Origin of the sequence: Nonomuraea sp. NPDC049725, from assembly GCF_040674795.1 — a bacterium.
GTDB lineage: Bacteria > Actinomycetota > Actinomycetes > Streptosporangiales > Streptosporangiaceae > Nonomuraea > Nonomuraea ceibae.
In genome coordinates this window covers 364231-381699 of record NZ_JBFANJ010000002.1, presented here as the reverse complement: position 1 = coordinate 381699, position 17469 = coordinate 364231, and the positions used below count along the sequence as shown (strand labels likewise).

The window sequence follows — 17469 nt, the reverse complement described above, 5'->3', positions numbered from 1 at the left end:
AGCGGGGCGGGGGTGTGGTTGTGGTTGGGCGTGAAGGTTGAGATTTTCTCTGACATCGTCTGCCCCTGGTGCTATATCGGGCACACCCGGTTCGCCCGTGCCGCTGAGGCGTTCCGGGCCAAGGGCGGGGTCATCGACGTGACGATGCGCCCGTACCAGCTCAACCCGGACGCCCCGGCCGAGGGCGAGCCGCTGATTCCCGCGCTGGAGCGCAAGTTCGGTCCGAACGTGGCGCAGATGACCTCCAGGGTCACCGCCGCCGGCGCCGAGGACGGCCTCGACATGCGCTTCGACCAGGCGATCAGCGCCAACACGTTCGAGGCGCACCGGCTCGTCGAGGTCGCCACCGGGCAGGGCCTGGGGGAGGAGATGACCGGGCGGCTGTTCCGGGCGCACTTCACCGACGGGCTGAACGTCGGCGACCCGGAGGTGCTGGCGAAACTGGCCGCCGAGACGGGCGTGCGCGACACCGGCGAGGGCGCGGACGCGGTGCGCGAGCAGGTGGCGCGGGCCGCGCGGCTCGGGATCACGGGCGTGCCGCTGTTCCTGTTCGAGGAGCAGTTCGCGGTGTCGGGGGCGCAGCCCGTGGAGACGTTCGCGGCCGCCGTCGACGAGGTGGCGGCGCGTACCGGGCAGACCCCGATCACGCAGCTCGCCACCCCCGGCGACGGGTGCGACGACGACGGCTACTGCGCCGTCTGACCGGCGGCAGCGGGGGCGGGGGCGGGGGCGGGGGCCGTGGTGCCCTCGCCGAGCAGGCCGGCGCGGTGGTGACGGCGGCACAGCACCTGGTAGCGCACCGGGGAGGCGTCGGTGTCGCCGATGACGACCTGCTCGCCGGTGCGCGCCAGCTCGCCGCCCACGACGCGGGCGTTGAGCAGGCCGGGCCTGCCGCACCAGCACAGCACCTCGACCTGCAGCCGGCACACCTCGTCGGCCAGCTCGAACAGCCGCTGCGCCGCCGGGAACATCACCGACCGGAAGTCCGAGGCGAGCCCGAACGCGTACACGTCGATCCCGTGCTCGTCGACCAGGTCGGCGAGCTGCTCGATCTGCTCGACGGTGTAGAAGCACGCCTCGTCGCAGATCAGATAGTCGATCTTGTCGTGCGCGCCGACCAGCGCCACCAGGTCGAGCGAGTCGTCCACCTCGATCGCCTCCAGGCCGAGCCCGATGCGGCTGGTGACGCGCGGCCCGCCGGACCGGTCGTGCTTGGTGAGCACCAGGCCGCGCCTGCCCTGGCGGCCGTGGTTGTAGTTCATCTGCAGCGCCAGCGTGGACTTGCCGCAGTCCATCGGCCCGAAATAGAACTTCAGCACGGCATCACGGGCACCCGGCGGCACAGGAGACAGGGCAGACGATTCAGTCACGGGGTGCCACCTTAGCGGCTTGGCTTGTTCCATGACCTCGTGGGACATTTCTCCTCTGGAGTATCAGGAGGAACCGTGGTCCATGACAAACCCCCGTCGCTCGACGCGATGATGACCCCCGACGAGGTCACCGCCGCGCAGGCTGACGCCGCCCGGTGGCGGTACGGCTTCTTCGTGGTCGTGACCGGCATCGTGGCCGTCCTCGTCGCGTTCGGCGCCGCCGTGTTCGCCACCGGGGAGCTCGCCGCGCTGTTCGCCGGGGTGGCCGGGGTGATCGGCACCATCATCGGCGCCTACTTCGGCGTGCAGGCGGGCCAGTCGGGGAAGGCCAGGGTCGAGGCCGAGCTGTCCAAGGCACAGGAGATGGTCGTCCGGCTCGCCGCCTACGTCGGCACCGAGAACGCGCCCAAGGTCATCGACGAAGTGCTCGGCCGTCGCCGAAGCTAGAGGAGCCATGCGCAGCGTCCGTATCGGAGTCGACACCGGCGGGACGTTCACCGATGTGGTGGCGGTGGACGAGCAGACCGGTGAGATCGTCACGACCAAGACCCCCTCCACCCCCGCCAACCCGGCAGACGGCTTCCTCACGGGCGTCGCCAGGCTGGGCGAGCTCGACGTCGCCTCGATCGTGCACGGCACCACCGTGGCGACGAACCAGCTCCTGGAAGACCGGATCGCCAACCTGGGCCTGATCACGACGGAGGGCTTCGAGTTCCTCCTGGAGATCGGCCGGCAGAGCGTTCCCGACGGCTACGGCAACTCGTACTTCTGGGTCAAGCCTCCCCGGATCGTCCCCGTGCACCTGGTGAAGACCGTCGGCGGCCGGCTCGACCACCGGGGCGCCGAGGTGCGGCCGTTCTCGGAGGAGCAGGCCGCCGAGGTGGCGCGCTGGTTCCGGGCCCGGGGCGTGACCGCGATCGGCGTGTGCTTCCTGCACTCCTACGCCAACCCGGCCCACGAGCGGCGCATGCGCGAGGTGCTGGCCCGCGAGCACCCCGAGGCCGTGGTGTCGCTGTCCAGCGACGTGCTGCGTGAATACCGCGAGTACGAGCGCGCCGTCACCACGCTGGTCGACGCGGCGGTCAAACCGGCCATGCGCGCCTACATCGCCAACCTGTCGAGCCGCCTGGGCAAGCCGTTCTCGGTGATGAAGTCCAACGGCGGCGTGCTGTCGGCGCGCGAGGTCGTCCATCAGCCGGTCACCACGGTCCTGTCCGGGCCGGCGGCGGGCGCGCTCGGCGCGAGCCTGATCGCCGCCAACGCCGGGCACCCGTCCGTGATCACGCTGGACGGCGGCGGCACCTCGACCGACGTGGCCGTGGTGATCGACGGCGAGCCGTCCGTCACCACCGAGGGCTCCGTCGGCCGCTACCCGTGCAAGGTCCCGATGATCGACATCGTGACCGTCGGCGCGGGGGGCGGCTCGATCGCCTGGATCTCGCCCGAGGGCACGCTCAAGGTCGGCCCCCGCTCGGCCGGCGCCGACCCGGGCCCGCTCTGCTACCGCCGGGGCGGCACCGAGGTGACGGTCACCGACGCGCACGTCTACCTGCGCCGCATCCCGCCGCACCTGCTCGGCGGCGAGATCCCGCTCGACTACGACGCCGCCCGGATGGGCGTCGAGGCGCTGGCCGACAAGCTCGGGCTCACCCCCGAGCGCACGGCGACGGGCATCCTGGAGATCAGCGCGTTCAACCAGAGCAACGCGATCCGGCAGCTCACCGTCAAGCGCGGCCTCGACGTGCGCGACTTCCCGCTGGTGACGTTCGGCGGCTCGGGGCCGCTGCTGGCCTGCCGGCTCATCGACATCCTCGGCCTGCCCGCCGTCATCGTCCCGCCCGAGCCGGGCAACGTCTCGGCGTTCGGCCTGCTCACCGTCGACGTCAAGAACGACTACGTGCGCACCTGCGTCACCCGCGACCTCGACCTGGCCACGGCCGCCAGGATCTTCGGTGAGCTGGAGGGCGAGGCCGCCGAGGCGCTCGACCGCGAGGGCTTCGACGAGCCCGTCCACGTCCGCAGCGCCGACCTGCGCTACTACGGCCAGGCCTACGAGGTGCGCGTCCCCGCCCCGGCCGGGCCGCTGGACGAGCAGTGGCGCGAGCAGGTCGTGGCCCGCTTCCACGACGCCCACGAGAAGCTGTACGGCTACGCCTACCGCGACGACGCGCGCCACGGCGTCGAATGGGTCAACCTGCGCGTCTCCGGCATCGGCCCCATCACCCGCCCGGTCATCCGGCGCGACCCGTACCGGCGGATCGAGCCCGTCGAGGCGAGCAGGAGCGTCCACTTCGAGGAGGCGCACGACACCCCGGTCCACCAGCGCGCCGCGCTGGAGGCTGGCACGGTCGTCCCCGGGCCCGCCGTCATCGAGGAGTACGGGTCCACCATCCCGATCCACCCCGGCTTCTCCGCGAAGGTGGACGAATACGGCAACCTGGAGGTGCGGCGTGACTGACCCGATCCTCGTGGAGATCGTCGAGGGCACGCTCGCCTCCGTGGAGAAGGAGGTCGAGACCGCCATCGCGCGCACGGCCCGCTCGCCGATGATCCGCGACGCGCACGACTTCCGCGCCGGCATCCACGACGTACGGCTGCGCAAGCTCACCGGCCGCTCCTACAGCGCGCTCGTCCAGCCGGTCGTCCGCGACTTCCCCGTCGAGACGATGAAGCCCGGCGACGTGTACTTCCACAACGACGTCTACCTGTCCGAAGGCGGCATCGGCCACCTGCCCGACCTGTGCGTCACCGTGCCCGTCTTCCACGACGGCGAGGTGGTGGCGTTCGTGCAGGCGTTCGGCCACCACGACGACATCGGCGGCTCGGTGCCCGGCTCCATGCCCTCGCACGCCCGCTCGGTGTACGAGGAGGGGCTGATGGTCCCGCCGATCAAGCTGTGGGACCAGGGCGTGCCGAACGAGGCCGCGCTGCGCATCATGACGCGCAACTCCCGCATGCCCGACTCGCTGGCCGGCGACCTCGACGCCGAGTGCTCGGCCTGCCTCATGGGCGCCCGCCGCCTCGCCGAGCTGTTCGGGCGCTACGGCAGGCAGGCGGTCGAGGAGTGCTTCGACGCCATCATCGGCAAGACGACCGAGACGTTCCGCCGCGAACTCCTGGCCAAGATCCCCGAAGGCACCTACACCTGGGAGGACTACGCCGAGCACGACGGCGTCGACGAGCCGCGCCTGCACGCCCAGCGCATCACGCTGACCGTCGACCACGCCGCCGAGGCGCCGCTCACCATCGACTTCACCGGCACCTCACCCCAGGCCAAGGGCCCGATCAACCACGCGGGCGACTACGCCGACGGCGTCTTCCTGAAGAAGTGGCTCGCGCCCGTGCTGCGCAACCTGGCCGACACGCCCGAGCGCATGGCCGAGCTGGACGTCAACGAGGGCGTCGTCCCCCTCATCAAGATGATCTTCCCGGAGAAGGGCACGCTGCTCACCCCGGTCTTCCCCGCGCCCACCAACGCCCGCACGTTCGTCATCCTGCGGCTGCTCGGCGTCCTGGCCGGGGTGCTCGCCAAGGCCACCGGCGGACGCATGCCCGCCGACCAGGAGACCATCCGCTACACCGGCGTGCACGGCATCGGCGACGACGGCCCCTACCTCATGCGCGAGGTGCTCGGCGGCGGCTCCGGCGGACGCTGGTACGCCGACGGCGAGGACACCATCCACGTCGTGCCCGACTCGCGCAACATCCCCGTCGAGTTCGCCGAGGCGCGCTGGCCGTTCCGGGTGGAGCGGCTCGGGCTGGCCTGCGACTCCGGCGGGCCCGGCATGTTCCGCGGCGGCCTCGGCTACGACAAGCACATCCGGATGCTGCGCGACGCCTCCTACATGTCCATCGCCGACCGGTCCATCCTGTCCTGCTGGGGCGTCAACGGCGGCCTCGCCGGGCGCCCCTTCCGCGTCGAGATCGCCGGCAAGGAGATGGAGGGGCTGGTCGACGACCACCCGGTGCAGGCCGGCGAGCTCATCCGCATCCGCACCACCGGAGGCGGCGGCTGGGGCTCCCCCTACGACCGCGACCCGCGCGCCGTCGCCGCCGACGTCCGCGACGGCAAGGTGTCGATCGCCGGCGCCCTCGGCGACTACGGCGTCGTCCTCGACGGCGACCGCATCGACGAGCAGGGCACCGCCGAGCTCCGCGCCCGCCTGCGGCCCCCGTCCGACCGCTTCTTCGACCGCGGCCCCGGCTACCCCCGCCTCTCGGGCGGGCGCACGTTCGCGGAGGTCGACGAACTGTAGGGAGATCGTCACGTTACGTGAGGGGCGGGGCTAGCATGAGCGCTCGTGAACCCCCCGTTCTCCGCGTACATCGACGAGTCGATGCTGCTCGCCCGTGGCCTCTACCTCATGGCGGCGGTGCTCGTCCGGCCCGCGCACGCCGACCGATGCCGCGCGGACCTGCGCGCCCTGCTCCTGCGCTGTCAGCGCCGCCTGCACTGGCGGGACGAGAACGACAAGCGCCGCGCCCAGATCATCGAGGCGGTGGCGGCCCTGCGCCCCGCCGGGGTCGTGGTCGTGGGCGCCGGGCTGGACCCGAAGCGGCAGGAGCGGGCTCGCCGCAAGTGCATGGAGCACCTGCTCTGGGAGCTGGGCGGCCACCATGTCGCCGACGTGGTGTTCGAGCGCCGTCACAGTGAGCTCGACCTTCGCGATCACGAGCTGGTGGCGGTGCTGCAGGGCCGTCACTCCATGCCGCCGAGGCTGCGGCTGTCCTGGTCCGACCCGTCGGCCGAGCCCCTGCTGTGGCTGCCGGACATCGTCGCGGGCGCGCTCTCCCGCGCCGAGCGGGGCGATCACCGCTTCTGGAGTCAGGTGGACGCCGAGCTGCTCGTGCGGCGCATCGACGCGCGCTGAGACAGCGCGAAGCCCGGGCTTCCGTCGTCCGGCGGTCCACCCGGGCTCACTTCCGATCCCCCCGTAGGAGGTGGCTGCCCCAAGCGTACCCGTCCGCGTACGCAGTGTCACCTGGGTTGCCGGGCTGTCATGATGGGCTGCGTTTCGTACCCTCTGACACTCTTGGAGCACGCCGTGCGCATCACTCTCGCCGGGCTCGCCACCAGCCATCCCTACACCGATGCCCGCACGCTGGCCCGGCATGCCGAGCTGGTGGTGTGGGAGCCGGACGCCGAGCGGTTGCGGCGCTTCACGGAGGAGCACCCGGGGGCGCGGGTGGCGGGGAGCCTGGCGGAGGCGCTGGAGCACGGCCCTGACGGGGTGGTGCTGACGGTGCCGAACCCGCAGGTGCCCGAGGCGCTGGCGGCGGTGCTGGAGACCGGGGCGGCGTGTTTCGTGAACAAGCCGGCGGCGGCGACGCGGGAGCAGCTCGACCGGCTGGACCGGCTGCCGATCCACGACCGGGTGATGTCGGGTTCGGTGCTCCGGTTCGCGCCGGCGTTCGCCGGGGTGAAGGCGGACGGGGACGACGTGCTGTCGGTGCGCGCGACCGTACGGCATGACGTGGGCCTGTGGGCGACCGGCTACAACGCCTGGCAGGACACCCCGTCGGAGGGCGGCGGGACGCTGGTGACGATGGGCGTGCACGGGGTGGAGCTGCTGGTGGCGCTGCTCGGGCCGGGGGTCCGGCTGGCGGGGGCGGCGGCTGCGACGCGGCACTACGGGACGCTGCGGTCGGAGGACACCGGGGTGATGGCGCTGCGGTGGGACAGCGGGGTGACCGGCGTGGTGGAGGTGATCGGGGTGAGTGACGAGGAGCGCTATGGCGTGACCGTGCACCGCCGGGGCGGCGACGAGCACGTGGTGATCGAGGCGGGGGACGATCCGGTGCGGGGGCTCGGCTACGCGGGGACGATCGAGGCGTTCCTGGAGATGGCGGGCGGCGCGCCGAGCCCGGTGCCGTGGGCGGAGACGCGGGCGATCCTCGGTGTTCTGGTGGCGGCGCGCGAGAGCGTCTGACGTCGCGGCGCCGCCCGTTGACAGGCGGACTCCCTCACGGTTACGGTCTGGACCGTAAATAACGGACAGAGGGGGACCCCGCGTGCGGACGACAGCGGAACTCGAGGAGCGCCTGGCGCGCCCCAGCGCCGGCCTCGTGGAGGATCTCGGCAAGCTCGACGGCGACATCATGATCCTCGGCGCGGGCGGAAAGCTGGGCCCGAGCCTGGTGCGGCTGGCGCTGAACGCCACCCGGGGCGAGAAGCGCGTCATCGCCGTGTCGCGCTTCTCCGAGCCCGGCCTGGCCGACGCGCTCGCCGCCGAGGGCGCCACCGTGGTGAGCGCCGACGTGGCCGACGAGCGGGCGCTGGCCGGCCTGCCGGAAGCGCCGAACGTGGTGTTCCTGGTCGGGGCCAAGTTCGGCACGCAGGGGCGCGAGCACGCCACCTGGTTCACCAACACGTACCTGCCGGGCCGGATCGCCGAGCGCTTCCGTGACAGCCGCATCGCGGCGCTGTCCACCGGCAACGTCTACCCGCTCGTCCCCGTCACCGGCGGCGGCAGCGTCGAGGACGACCGGCCCGGGCCCGTCGGCGACTACGCGATGAGCTGCCTGGGCCGCGAGCGGGTGCTGACGCACTTCTCGGAGCTGCACGGCACCCCGATGGCGCTGATCCGCCTCAACTACGCCGTCGAGCTGCGCTACGGCGTGCTCGTCGACCTGGCGCAGAAGGTGCTCGCCCGCGAGCCCGTCGACCTGACGACCGGTCAGGTCAACGTCGTGTGGCAGGGCTACGCCAACGAGGTCACCCTCCGCTCGCTGCTGCACGCCGGCACCCCGCCGTACGTGCTCAACGTCACGGGCCCGGAGCTGATCTCCGTACGGCGGGCCGCGCTGGAGCTGGGCGCGCGGCTGGGCGTGGAGCCGGTGTTCACCGGTGAGGAGGCCCCGACGGCGCTGCTGTCGAACGCCTCGCGCTGCCACCGGCTGTTCGGCTACCCGGAGATCACGCCGCTGGAGCTGATCGACCACATCGCCCGCTGGGTGGCGGACGGCGGCCCGCTGCTGGGCAAGCCCACGAAGTTCGAACGCCGTGACGGCCGTTTCTAGCGCCGGCGGGACCACATCTTCCATGACAAGGGGGACAAACGTGCTCAGCACGGCTCCAGAGGCGCAGACGTCGGTGCGTGACCTGTTCAGGCGCGGGCTGGTGATCCCGGCGCACCCGCTCGCGCTCACGCCCGGCAGGACGCTCGACGAGCGCCGCCAGCGCGCCCTGACCCGCTACTACATCGAGGCCGGCGCGGGCGGCCTGGCGGTCGGCGTGCACACCACGCAGTTCGCCCTGCACGGCACGGACCTGCTGCCGCCGGTGCTGGAGCTGGCCGCGCGCACCGCGGGCGAGTTCGAGCGCGAGGTGGTGCTGGTGGCGGGCACGACCGGGCCCACCGCCCAGGCCGTGGCCGAGGCCGAGCTGGCCAGGTCGCTCGGCTACCACATGGCCCTGCTGAGCCCGTACGCCGAGCTCGACGAGGACGCGCTGGTGGAGCGGGCGCGGGCGGTGGGCGAGGTGCTGCCGGTGATCGGCTTCTACCTGCAGCCCGCCGTGGGCGGACGGCCGCTGTCGCGCGACTTCTGGACGCGGCTGGCCTCGATCGAGTCGGTCGTCGGCATCAAGGTCGCCCCGTTCGACCGCTACCGCACGCTCGACGTGCTGCACGGCGTCGTGCGGGCCGGGCGCGCCGGCGAGGTCGCGCTCTACACCGGCAACGACGACCACATCCTGGCCGACCTCATCACCCCGCACCGGGTGGTGGTGGACGGGCGCGAGGTGGAGGTCGAGTTCGTCGGCGGGCTGCTCGGCCAGTGGGCCGTGTGGGTGCGGCGGGCGGTGGAGCTGCTGGAGGAGGCCGGGCGGGCCCGCGCGGGCGACGACGCGGCCACGCGCCGCCTGCTCACGCTCGACGGCCACCTCACCGACGCCAACGCTGCCATCTTCGACACGGCCAACGGCTTCCACGGCTGCATCCCGGGCATCCACGAGATCCTGCGCCGCCAGGGCCTGCTGGCGGGCCGCTGGTGCCTGGACCCGGCCGAGGAGCTGTCGCCGGGCCAGCTCGCCGAGATTGACCGGGTGTGGGCGGCCTACCCGTGGCTGCGCGACGACGACTTCGTCGCCGAGGGACTCGCCCGCTGGCTCGCCTGAAGCCGTGTCAGAGCGTCAGCCGGTAGAGGGTCAGCGGCCGCCCGCTGGAGCCGCTGGTCAGGTTGCCGGTGCGCTCGGCGAGACCGGCGAGCTCCAGCCGGTGCAGCATGCGGCGGGCGGTGCGCTGCTGGACCGCGAGCCGGTCGGCGATCTCCCGCGTGGTCAGCGGCTCGTCGCCGGCGGCGTCGCGGGCCTCCAGGAGCTTCTCCAGCGTGGGCACCGACAGGCCGACGCGGCGGGCGATGACCGACAGGTTCTGCTCGCCGGCGGGGCCTGTCGGCACCGACTCCAGCACGATGTCGGTGTCGGCGCGCAGCGACAGCACGGCGGCGACGTCGCCGATGCGGCGGGCGCGGGCCAGGGCGCGGCGGGCCAGGCTCTCGGCCTCGGCGGCGCTGCGGCCCAGGCCGAAGCCGACCCGCACCACCTGGTTCTGGCCGGCCAGGCGGGCCAGCAGCGGCAGCCCGGTGAAGCCCACGGTGGCGTCGTGCAGCGGCCCCCGGGTGGTGACGAGCAGGTGGGTGCCGCCCCGGAAGGCGGCGACGGTGCCGCCCAGGGCGGCGGCCTCGCGCAGCAGCCCCTCGTCGTTCTCCACCTCGATGAGGCCGAGCGCGATCTGCGCGTCCTCCTGCGCCTGCCCTTCGGCGGTGAGCAGGAGCTGGCGCAGCGCGACCCGCACCGAGTGCGTGGAGGGGGCCAGCCGCAGCACGTGCGGGTCGTCGCGCAGCGCCTCGTAGACGGAGCTCAGGCAGGTGATCACCGGGTGGGCGGGGCCGCGCCGGTGGAAGGCGATGGCCTTCTTCGACGTCACCTCCGGCCGGTAGGGCAGCGTGCGGAGCTGCTCGGTGGGCAGCCCCGCCTCGGCGAACGTGGCCGTCACGTCGGCCGCCGACAGCGTGTCGATGGACAGCCGGGTCACGTCCACGCCCTGGTGCTGGAGCCGGACGAGGGCGCTGAGCAGCGTCGCGCCGGTGTAGTCGACGAACGCGGCGGGGCGGGTGAGCGCGTCGGCGTCGCGGGAGAGCATGTACGGCACGATGCCGGTGAACAGCCAGCCCTCGACGGAGGTGGCGTGCGCCTCCACGATCGCGGGCGCCTGCGACTCGTGGTCGTAGTCGAGCCGCAGGGCGCTCAGGCCCGGCTGCTCCTCGCAGGTGGCCGCGACCTGGTCGACCAGATCATGCGGACCGACGACACCGATGACGATCGCCACCCACGTCTCCCTCTCGCTATTAACGGTCAAGACCGCAATCGTATCCTGTGAGGTGCTCTGTGAAGTTCCCGTCCATGGCAGAGGCGGCCGGCCGCACGCTCGGTGACGAGGAGGTGGCGGCCGTCGAGCGGGTGATCCGTTCGGGCATGCTCAACTCCGTCTGGGGCACCGAGGCGCGGGCGCTCGAACGCGAGATCGCCGACATGCACGGCGTGCGCCACGCGATCGCGTGCAGCTCGGGCACCGCCGCCCTCCATCTCGCGGTCGTGGCCGCAGCGCCGGATCCCGGCGACGAGATCATCACGACGCCGATCACGGACTTCGGGACTGTGGCCCCCATCTTGGCGCAGAACGCCGTTCCTGTCTTCGCCGACGTCGATCCCGCCGACGGCAATCTCGACCCGGACGCCGTCGCGCGCCTCATCGGGCCGCGGACCAGGGCGATCATGGCCGTGCACCTGTTCGGCGCCCCGGCCCGGGTGGACGAGCTGCGCGCGCTGGCGGACGCGCACGGGCTCGCGCTGATCGAGGACTGCGCCCAGGCGTGGCTGACCGAGCTGCCCGCAGGACCGGGGGAGAGGCGGCCTGCCGGGACCGTGGGCGACGTGGCCTGCCTGAGCCTGCAGCAGTGGAAGCACATCACCTGCGGCGACGGCGGGCTCACGCTGACCGATGACGACGAGCTGGCCCGGCGCATGCGGCTGTTCTCCGACAAGGGCTGGGACCGGTCGGCGGGCCGCTCGCACGCCGCGTTCGGCCTGAACTACCGCATGAGCGAGCTCCAGGCCGCCGTGGCGCGCGCCCAGCTCGCCAAGCTGCCCCGGGTGGTGGCCGACCGCCGCGCGACGGCCCTGCGGCTGCTGGAGGCCCTGGAGGGCCTGGAAGGGGTACGGCTGCCGCGCCCGGAGGGCCACGCCTGGTGGCTCTTCCCCGTCGTGCTGCCCGGCGGCGGCGCGCCTGAGCTGGCCGCCCGGCTGCGGGAGGCCGGGATACCGGCGCGGGCCGGATACCTGGACGAGCCGCTCAACCGCGCGCCCGTATGGCAAGGGCCGATATACGGGTCGTCTCGCTACCCTTTGGAGGGGTACGTCCCCCGCACGTGCCCCGAGGCCGAGCGGTTGGTCGCCGAGACGCTGCTGGTCATCGACTGGAACGAGAACTACACCCCCGATCACGTCGCCCTCATCGCCCAGGAAATGCTGAAATTTCGGCCCGCCCCGTAGTCACGGTCAGGTATCAGGGATTGACCGCGCCGAGTACGCGTTACTAGGTTTCGGTCAGGACCGGTATTAACGAAAGGATGCCGCCGATGAGGAAGACAACGGCCCTGGGCGTCGCGCTCGCGCTGAGCGTCGCCGCCGCCGGGTGCGGATCGTCGTCCGACGGGTCGGACAAGAGCACGGTGACCCTCTGGATGTACCCCGTCATCGGCGACCAGGCCAAGAGCCAGGCGTTCTGGGCGAAGGTCGAGAAGGACTTCGAGGCGAAGAACCCGGCGATCGACGTCACCGTCGACCAGCAGCCGTGGGAGGGCCGCCAGGAGAAGGTCACCACCGCTCTCGTCTCCAAGAAGGGCTTCGACCTGGTCGTCCTCGGGCCCGACCAGATCCCGCAGTACGCCCAGCAGGGCACCATCGAGCCCGTCGACGACGTGGTGGCCGCCGACAAGGCCGCCTACCTGCCCAACTCGCTCAGCGCCCTGACCGTCGACGGCAAGCTCTACGGCGTGCCGATCTACCAGACGATCACCGCGCCCATCTACAACAAGAAGCTGTTCGCCGAGGCGGGCGTCGAGAAGGTCCCTGAGACGCTGGACGAGCTCAAGGTCGCCGCGCCCAAGCTGGCCGCCAAGAAGGTCGCCGTCCTCGACTACCCCGGCAAGCCCGAGGTCAGCCTGAACCAGAGCTTCTACCCCATCCTGTGGGCCAACGGCGGCACCGTCTTCGCCGCCGACGGCAAGAGCGTCGCCTTCAACGGCCCGGAGGGCGTGGCGAGCCTGCAGCTCCTGCTCGACCTCAAGGCCGCCGGCGGCCTGCCGGAGAACGCCGCCAGCAAGGGCAACGACATCGAGGGCGGCGCGCTGGCGTCCGGCAAGTCCGCCATGTACCACGCGGCCACCGCGCTGCAGGCCGTCCAGCTCGGCACCGCCATCGGCGAGGAGAACGTCGGCATCGGCCTGCCCCTGGAAGGCAGCAAGCGGGTCGCCTTCGGCATCCCCGGCGGCGTCGTGCTCGCCAAGCACACCGAGAACAAGGACGCCGCCAAGAAGCTCGCCGGCTACCTGGCCTCGCCCGAGGTCGCCGCCGAGCTGGCCAAGGAGTCGGGCTTCTTCCCCGCCCGCACCGACGTCACCGTGCCCGGCCAGTCGGAGTCGGCCAAGGAGTTCGCCAAGTCCCTGGAGTACGCCTTCCCCGGCGACACCCACCCGCAGGCCCGCCAGGTCATGGGCCTCATCGCGCCGCACATCCAGGCCGCGCTGCTCGGCCAGGAGGACGCCAAGACGGCACTGGACAAGGCCGCCGAGGAAGCCGACGCGCTGCTGAGCAGCGGCGGCTGAAGCGGCTGAACGAGAAAGGAACGCCGTGCGACATCGCTTGCGTGACCCGGTCACCGGACTGCTGTTCGTCCTGCCCGTGCTCGTGCTCTTCCTGATCTTCCGGATCTTCCCCTCGCTCGGGGCCGTGGGCATGAGCCTGACGAACTGGAACGTCAGCGGCGACTGGAGTCTCATCGGCGCGGACAACTACGCCAGGCTGTTCGAGGACGTCAACTTCTGGCGCAGTCTGCGGGTCACGCTCGTGTACGCGGCCGTCTACGTGCCGCTCACCCTCGTGGTGGCGCTCGGCACGGCGTTGCTGCTCAACCGGGTGGTGTTCATGCGCGGCCTGTTCCGCGGCATGCTCTTCCTGCCGTACGTGACCAGCTTCGTGCTCGCGGGCGTGCTGTGGCGCTGGATCTACGAGTTCGACGGGCTGATCAACGGCCTGATCGGCAAGCTGGACCTCGGCCCGGTGGCCTTCCTGGAGGAGGCGTCGCTGGTGCTGCCCGCGCTGGCCGTCGTGTCGGTGTGGAAGGGGTTCGGCTACTCGATGCTGATCCTGCTGGCCGGGCTCAAGTCCATCCCGGCCAGCTACCTGGAGGCGGCCACCGTCGACGGGGCGGGCTCCTGGCAGAAGTTCCGCCGCATCACGCTGCCGCTGCTCAAGCCGACGCTCTTCTTCGTCCTGATCATCGAGACGATCAGCGCCTTCCAGGTGTTCGACACCATCTACGTGATGACCGGCGGCGGCCCGGCGCGGGCCAGCTACACGCTCATCTACGGCATCTACGACCACGGCTTCCGCTTCTTCGACTTCGGGTACGCGGCCACGTGGGGCGTGGTGCTGTTCGCGATCGTGCTGGTCGTGTCGCTGATCCAGCGCCGCTTCCTGGACCGGGGGAACACGTGACCATCACCGCCACCAGGCCGCTCACCCGCGAACGGGCCGCCGGACGGCCGCCCAGGCGCCGGGCGAGGTGGCCGCTCGCCGCCCTGCTGGCCGTGCTGTCGCTGCTGACGGTCGCGCCGTTCCTGGCCATGTTCGTCGTCGCGCTGTCGCCGGCCGGGCGGCCCACGCTGCCCGCCCAGTGGCCCGAGTCGCTGACGCTGGACAACCTGACCGCGGTGCTGTCGGCGTCCGGGTTCGTGGAGTGGACGGTCAACTCGATCGTCTACTCCGTCGTGTCGGTCGTGATCATCCTGCTCACCGCGTCGATGGCCGGCTACGCGTTCGCCAAGAAGCGCTTCCCGGGCCGCGACGCGATGTTCTGGACGTTCCTGGCGACGATGATGGTGCCGTTCCAGGCGACGCTCATCCCCACGTTCGTGCTGGTCAACAGCCTGGACGGGGTGGACACGTTCTGGGGGCTGATCGTCCCGACGCTGGCCAACTCCCAGGCCGTCTTCCTCATGCGGCAGTTCATCATGGGGCTGCCGGACGAGCTGTTCGACGCCGCCAAGGTCGACGGCGCCTCCGAGCTGCGCGTCTACCTGACGATCGTGGTGCCGCTGACCAAGCCGATCATGGCCACGCTGGGCGTGTTCGTGTTCCTGTGGCACTGGAACGACTTCCTGTGGCCGCTGGTCGTCGGCCAGAGCGACGCCACCCGGACGCTGACCGTCGGCCTGGCGGGGCTGCGTACCGAGGAGATGCAGCTGACGATGCTCATGTCGTCGGCGACGATCTCGGTGATCCCGTGCCTGCTGGTGTTCTTCCTGTTGCAGCGGTACCTGGTGAACAGCATCGCGATGACCGGATTCAAATAGGCTCCCTTCCGTGGATGAAACGGCACAAGCGCTTCGGGATCGGCTCCACGGCACCCTCATCGCCGCCGCGGCCACCCCCATGACGGCGACCGGCGAGGTGGACCCGGACGTCGTGACCCGCTACCTCGCGGGCCTGGTCGAGGACGGCGCGGGGGCCCTGGCGGTCCTCGCCCACACGGGCCGCGGCCCGTACCTCCCCCCGGCCACCCGCGCCACCGTGATCGAACGCGCGGTCGCCACCGGCGTCCCCGTCCTGGTCGGCGTGGGCGGCGGGCCGGCGCGCGACGACCCGGGGGAGCAGGCGCGCGTCGCGGCGGCGCTGGGCGCGGCCGGCGTGCTGGTGTTCCCCGAGGAGGGGGACCGGCTCGCCCGGCACGAGCACGTCTGGCGGGCGGCCCGGCTGCCCATGATCGCCTTCGACCTCTACACCCGCCCCTGCCCGCCCGAGACGCTGCGCGACCTGCTCGCCCACCCGGGCGTGGCGGGGCTCAAGACGGCCCTGCTGTCCGACGCCATGGGCTGCCAGCTCGCCATCGCGCTCACCAGGGACGCCGACCGGCTCGCGATCACCGGCGAGGACCGCATGTTCGGCCCCTCGCTCCTGTGGGGCGCCCAGGCGGCCCTGGTCGGCATCGCCGCCGCCCACGTCGGCCTGACGGCCGCCGTCCTGCGCGCGTTCGAGGGCACCGACCTGCGCGCCTTCCACGAGGCGTCCGCCCGGCTCGACCGGCTCGCGGCGGCCACGTTCACCGCCCCGATGGAGGGTTACGTGCAGCGCATGCTCTGGCTGGCCGCCGCCGAGGGCCGCATCCCCGCCGCCCACGCCGCCGACCCCTACGGCCCGCCGCTGCCCGGCGGCGAACGCGCCGCCGTGCTGGGCGCCCTGGCGGCCGGCCGTGCCTGACCCCCGGCCGGACACGATCCGGCAGCTGTCCAGCAAGGTCGTCTACGACAACCCGTGGATGACGGTCCGCGAGGACCAGGTCGAGCGCCCCGACGGCACCCGGGGCATGTACGCCTACGTCGACAAGCCCGACTTCGTGCTGGTCGTCCCGATGGAGGACGACGGGTTCCACCTGGTCGAGGAGTACCGCTACCCGATGCGCCGCCGCTCCTGGAGCTTCCCCCAGGGCACGGCGACGGCCGCCAGCCGGGAGGAGGAGGCCAGGATCGAGCTGGCGGAGGAGACCGGGCTGCGCGCCGCGAGCTGGACCCTCCTCGGCGCGCTCGACAACGCCCACGGCCTGGTCAACCAGCAGCTGTACGTCTACCTCGCCACGGAGCTGCGACGCGGCCCGGTCAACCGGGAGCACACCGAGCAGGACATGCTGCACCGGTGGGTGAGCCGCGCCGAGTTCGAGCGGATGATCCGCGCCGGCGAGATCAGCGACTCCGGCTCGGTCGCCGCCTACACCCTGCTGAGGATGGGGCTCACGCCAGGGTCTGGGTGACCTCGTCGCGCTCGGCGGTGTGGGTGACGACCGCCCGCGCGCCGTTGACCAGCGGCAGGTATGGCGGCACGTGGCCGCACTCGACGTCGGCCACGATGGGCACGCCGAGGCCGCCGAGCGCGTCGAGCACCGCCTCGTGCTGGGTGAGCGTGCGCAGCCCGGGAGCGCGGGTGCGGCCGACGAGGATCGCGGTGGCGCCGTCGAAGAAGCCGGCCAGCCGCATCCCGTGCAGGTTGCGGCAGATGGTGCCCGCGTCGTGCTCGCACGCCTCCACGTACACGATCAGCCCGTCGCCGGCCAGCGGCGCGGTGTCGAGGTAGGGCGTCCCGGCGAGGTTGCAGAGCATCTCGACGCAGCCGCCGATCAGCCGTCCCTCCGCCCGGACGTCGCCGTCGCCGTCCAGGCGGGTCCACCGGCCGGGCGTGTCGAGGGTGAACTCGTCGGAGCCGGGCGCGTTCTGCCAGTCGTCGAAGCCCTGCGCCCGGTAGCGGCCCGGCGGAGTCTGCGTGAACGTCGCGCCGGGCGGCATCGCCACGATGTCCAGCCAGCTCGCCAGCCCGTCGGGCACCCGGTAGGGCGTGTCCATCAAATTGTTGCCGTGGACGGTCGCGACGCCGGTCAGCAGCGTCAGCGGGGTCAGGATCGTGGTGTTGTCGGAGTAGCCCACCAGCCAGGTCGGCTCGGCCTCGCGCAGCGCGTCCCAGTCGAGCAGCGGCAGCAGGTCGATGCAGGTGTCGCCGCCCCACGGCGGCACGATCGCCCTGATCGACGGGTCGGTGAGCATGTCCGTCAGCTCGCGGGCCCGCTCGGGGGCGGGCGCGCTGACGTGACCGGAGCCGTCCATGCAGGCGCCGACGACCACCTCGTAGCCGCGCGCCTCGACGGCGTGGATCGCGACCTGGAGGCGGTCGTTCAGGCTCTTGTCGACGCCGCTGGACGGTGAGGTGACCCCGACCCGGTCACCGGGGCGCAAGGGAGACGGATATCGCATCTCCGTTAACTAGCACGTACAA

At 72.1% G+C, this 17469-nt stretch carries 17 protein-coding genes; 14 read left to right on the top strand and 3 right to left on the bottom strand.

Going from position 1 to position 17469, the window contains the following annotated elements; genetic code table 11:
• Positions 1–30 precede the first annotated feature (30 nt).
• A complete protein-coding gene (locus AB0J53_RS06185; protein ID WP_364169031.1) occupies positions 31–702 on the top strand; it encodes a DsbA family oxidoreductase in 672 nt (223 codons plus the stop codon).
• Here AB0J53_RS06185 and AB0J53_RS06180 read toward each other — a convergent pair.
• A complete protein-coding gene (locus tag AB0J53_RS06180; RefSeq protein ID WP_364169028.1) occupies positions 687–1319 on the bottom strand; it encodes a thymidine kinase in 633 nt (210 codons plus the stop codon). The two genes, AB0J53_RS06185 and AB0J53_RS06180, sit on opposite strands and share 16 nt — an antisense overlap.
• Before the next feature lie 126 nt (positions 1320–1445).
• Here AB0J53_RS06180 and AB0J53_RS06175 point away from each other — a divergent pair, with 126 nt between their 5' ends.
• The 7 genes from AB0J53_RS06175 (at position 1446) to AB0J53_RS06145 (ending at position 9486) form a co-directional block, all read left to right on the top strand.
• Positions 1446–1817 carry a hypothetical protein gene (locus tag AB0J53_RS06175; protein ID WP_219506681.1) on the top strand — a complete coding sequence of 124 codons (372 nt, stop codon included), beginning with the start codon at positions 1446–1448 and terminating at the stop codon, positions 1815–1817.
• A 7-nt stretch (positions 1818–1824) separates the two neighbouring features.
• Complete coding sequence (locus tag AB0J53_RS06170; RefSeq protein ID WP_364169025.1) at positions 1825–3828, top strand: hydantoinase/oxoprolinase family protein; 2004 nt, start codon at positions 1825–1827, stop codon at positions 3826–3828.
• On the top strand, positions 3821–5626 hold the full coding sequence (locus tag AB0J53_RS06165) for a hydantoinase B/oxoprolinase family protein (protein ID WP_219506679.1): 1806 nt from the start codon (positions 3821–3823) through the stop codon (positions 5624–5626). Before AB0J53_RS06170 ends, AB0J53_RS06165 begins: the two co-directional genes overlap by 8 nt.
• Positions 5627–5671: 45 nt before the next feature.
• Positions 5672–6241: a hypothetical protein gene (locus AB0J53_RS06160; RefSeq protein WP_364169022.1), complete on the top strand. Its 570-nt coding sequence runs from the start codon at positions 5672–5674 to the stop codon at positions 6239–6241.
• Between the two features lie 174 nt (positions 6242–6415).
• Positions 6416–7300, top strand: a complete 885-nt coding sequence (locus AB0J53_RS06155; protein ID WP_364169020.1) for a Gfo/Idh/MocA family oxidoreductase — start codon at positions 6416–6418, stop codon at positions 7298–7300.
• A gap of 82 nt (positions 7301–7382) precedes the next feature.
• A complete protein-coding gene (locus AB0J53_RS06150) occupies positions 7383–8390 on the top strand; it encodes an NAD-dependent epimerase/dehydratase family protein (RefSeq protein WP_219506676.1) in 1008 nt (335 codons plus the stop codon).
• 22 nt (positions 8391–8412) lie between these two features.
• Positions 8413–9486 (top strand): dihydrodipicolinate synthase family protein, encoded by a 1074-nt coding sequence (locus AB0J53_RS06145; protein ID WP_364169018.1) that lies wholly within the window; start codon positions 8413–8415, stop codon positions 9484–9486.
• 7 nt (positions 9487–9493) lie between these two features.
• Here AB0J53_RS06145 and AB0J53_RS06140 read toward each other — a convergent pair whose 3' ends face one another.
• Positions 9494–10699: a hypothetical protein gene (locus AB0J53_RS06140; protein ID WP_364169016.1), complete on the bottom strand. Its 1206-nt coding sequence runs from the start codon at positions 10697–10699 to the stop codon at positions 9494–9496.
• A 74-nt stretch (positions 10700–10773) separates the two neighbouring features.
• Here AB0J53_RS06140 and AB0J53_RS06135 point away from each other — a divergent pair, with 74 nt between their 5' ends.
• The 6 genes from AB0J53_RS06135 to AB0J53_RS06110 all read left to right on the top strand — a co-directional run bounded on the left by AB0J53_RS06135 (position 10774) and on the right by AB0J53_RS06110 (position 16456).
• A complete protein-coding gene (locus tag AB0J53_RS06135; protein ID WP_364169014.1) occupies positions 10774–11922 on the top strand; it encodes a DegT/DnrJ/EryC1/StrS family aminotransferase in 1149 nt (382 codons plus the stop codon).
• A gap of 86 nt (positions 11923–12008) precedes the next feature.
• On the top strand, positions 12009–13256 hold the full coding sequence (locus AB0J53_RS06130; RefSeq protein ID WP_364169012.1) for a sugar ABC transporter substrate-binding protein: 1248 nt from the start codon (positions 12009–12011) through the stop codon (positions 13254–13256).
• Between the two features lie 25 nt (positions 13257–13281).
• Entirely contained in the window at positions 13282–14148 is an 867-nt protein-coding gene (locus AB0J53_RS06125) for a sugar ABC transporter permease (RefSeq protein ID WP_219506669.1), read from the top strand.
• Complete coding sequence (locus tag AB0J53_RS06120) at positions 14145–15005, top strand: carbohydrate ABC transporter permease (RefSeq protein WP_308125814.1); 861 nt, start codon at positions 14145–14147, stop codon at positions 15003–15005. Before AB0J53_RS06125 ends, AB0J53_RS06120 begins: the two co-directional genes overlap by 4 nt.
• A 10-nt stretch (positions 15006–15015) precedes the next feature.
• Positions 15016–15909 carry a dihydrodipicolinate synthase family protein gene (locus tag AB0J53_RS06115; protein WP_364169009.1) on the top strand — a complete coding sequence of 298 codons (894 nt, stop codon included), beginning with the start codon at positions 15016–15018 and terminating at the stop codon, positions 15907–15909.
• Positions 15902–16456 carry an NUDIX hydrolase gene (locus AB0J53_RS06110; RefSeq protein WP_364169007.1) on the top strand — a complete coding sequence of 185 codons (555 nt, stop codon included), beginning with the start codon at positions 15902–15904 and terminating at the stop codon, positions 16454–16456. Before AB0J53_RS06115 ends, AB0J53_RS06110 begins: the two co-directional genes overlap by 8 nt.
• On the opposite strand, the gene AB0J53_RS06105 is transcribed toward AB0J53_RS06110, so the two are convergent.
• Positions 16437–17429 (bottom strand): S66 peptidase family protein, encoded by a 993-nt coding sequence (locus AB0J53_RS06105; protein WP_364169005.1) that lies wholly within the window; start codon positions 17427–17429, stop codon positions 16437–16439. The two genes, AB0J53_RS06110 and AB0J53_RS06105, sit on opposite strands and share 20 nt — an antisense overlap.
• Positions 17430–17469 lie beyond the last annotated feature (40 nt).

What these genes read in the sequence shown, in the direction of transcription:
- AB0J53_RS06130 (WP_364169012.1), top strand. Translation starts at nt 12,009, where the DNA reads ATGAGGAAGACAACGGCCCTGGGCGTCGCGCTCGCGCTGAGCGTCGCC.
- AB0J53_RS06170 (WP_364169025.1), top strand. Translation starts at nt 1,825, where the DNA reads ATGCGCAGCGTCCGTATCGGAGTCGACACCGGCGGGACGTTCACCGAT.
- AB0J53_RS06145 (WP_364169018.1), top strand. Translation starts at nt 8,413, where the DNA reads ATGACAAGGGGGACAAACGTGCTCAGCACGGCTCCAGAGGCGCAGACG.
- AB0J53_RS06135 (WP_364169014.1), top strand. Translation starts at nt 10,774, where the DNA reads ATGGCAGAGGCGGCCGGCCGCACGCTCGGTGACGAGGAGGTGGCGGCC.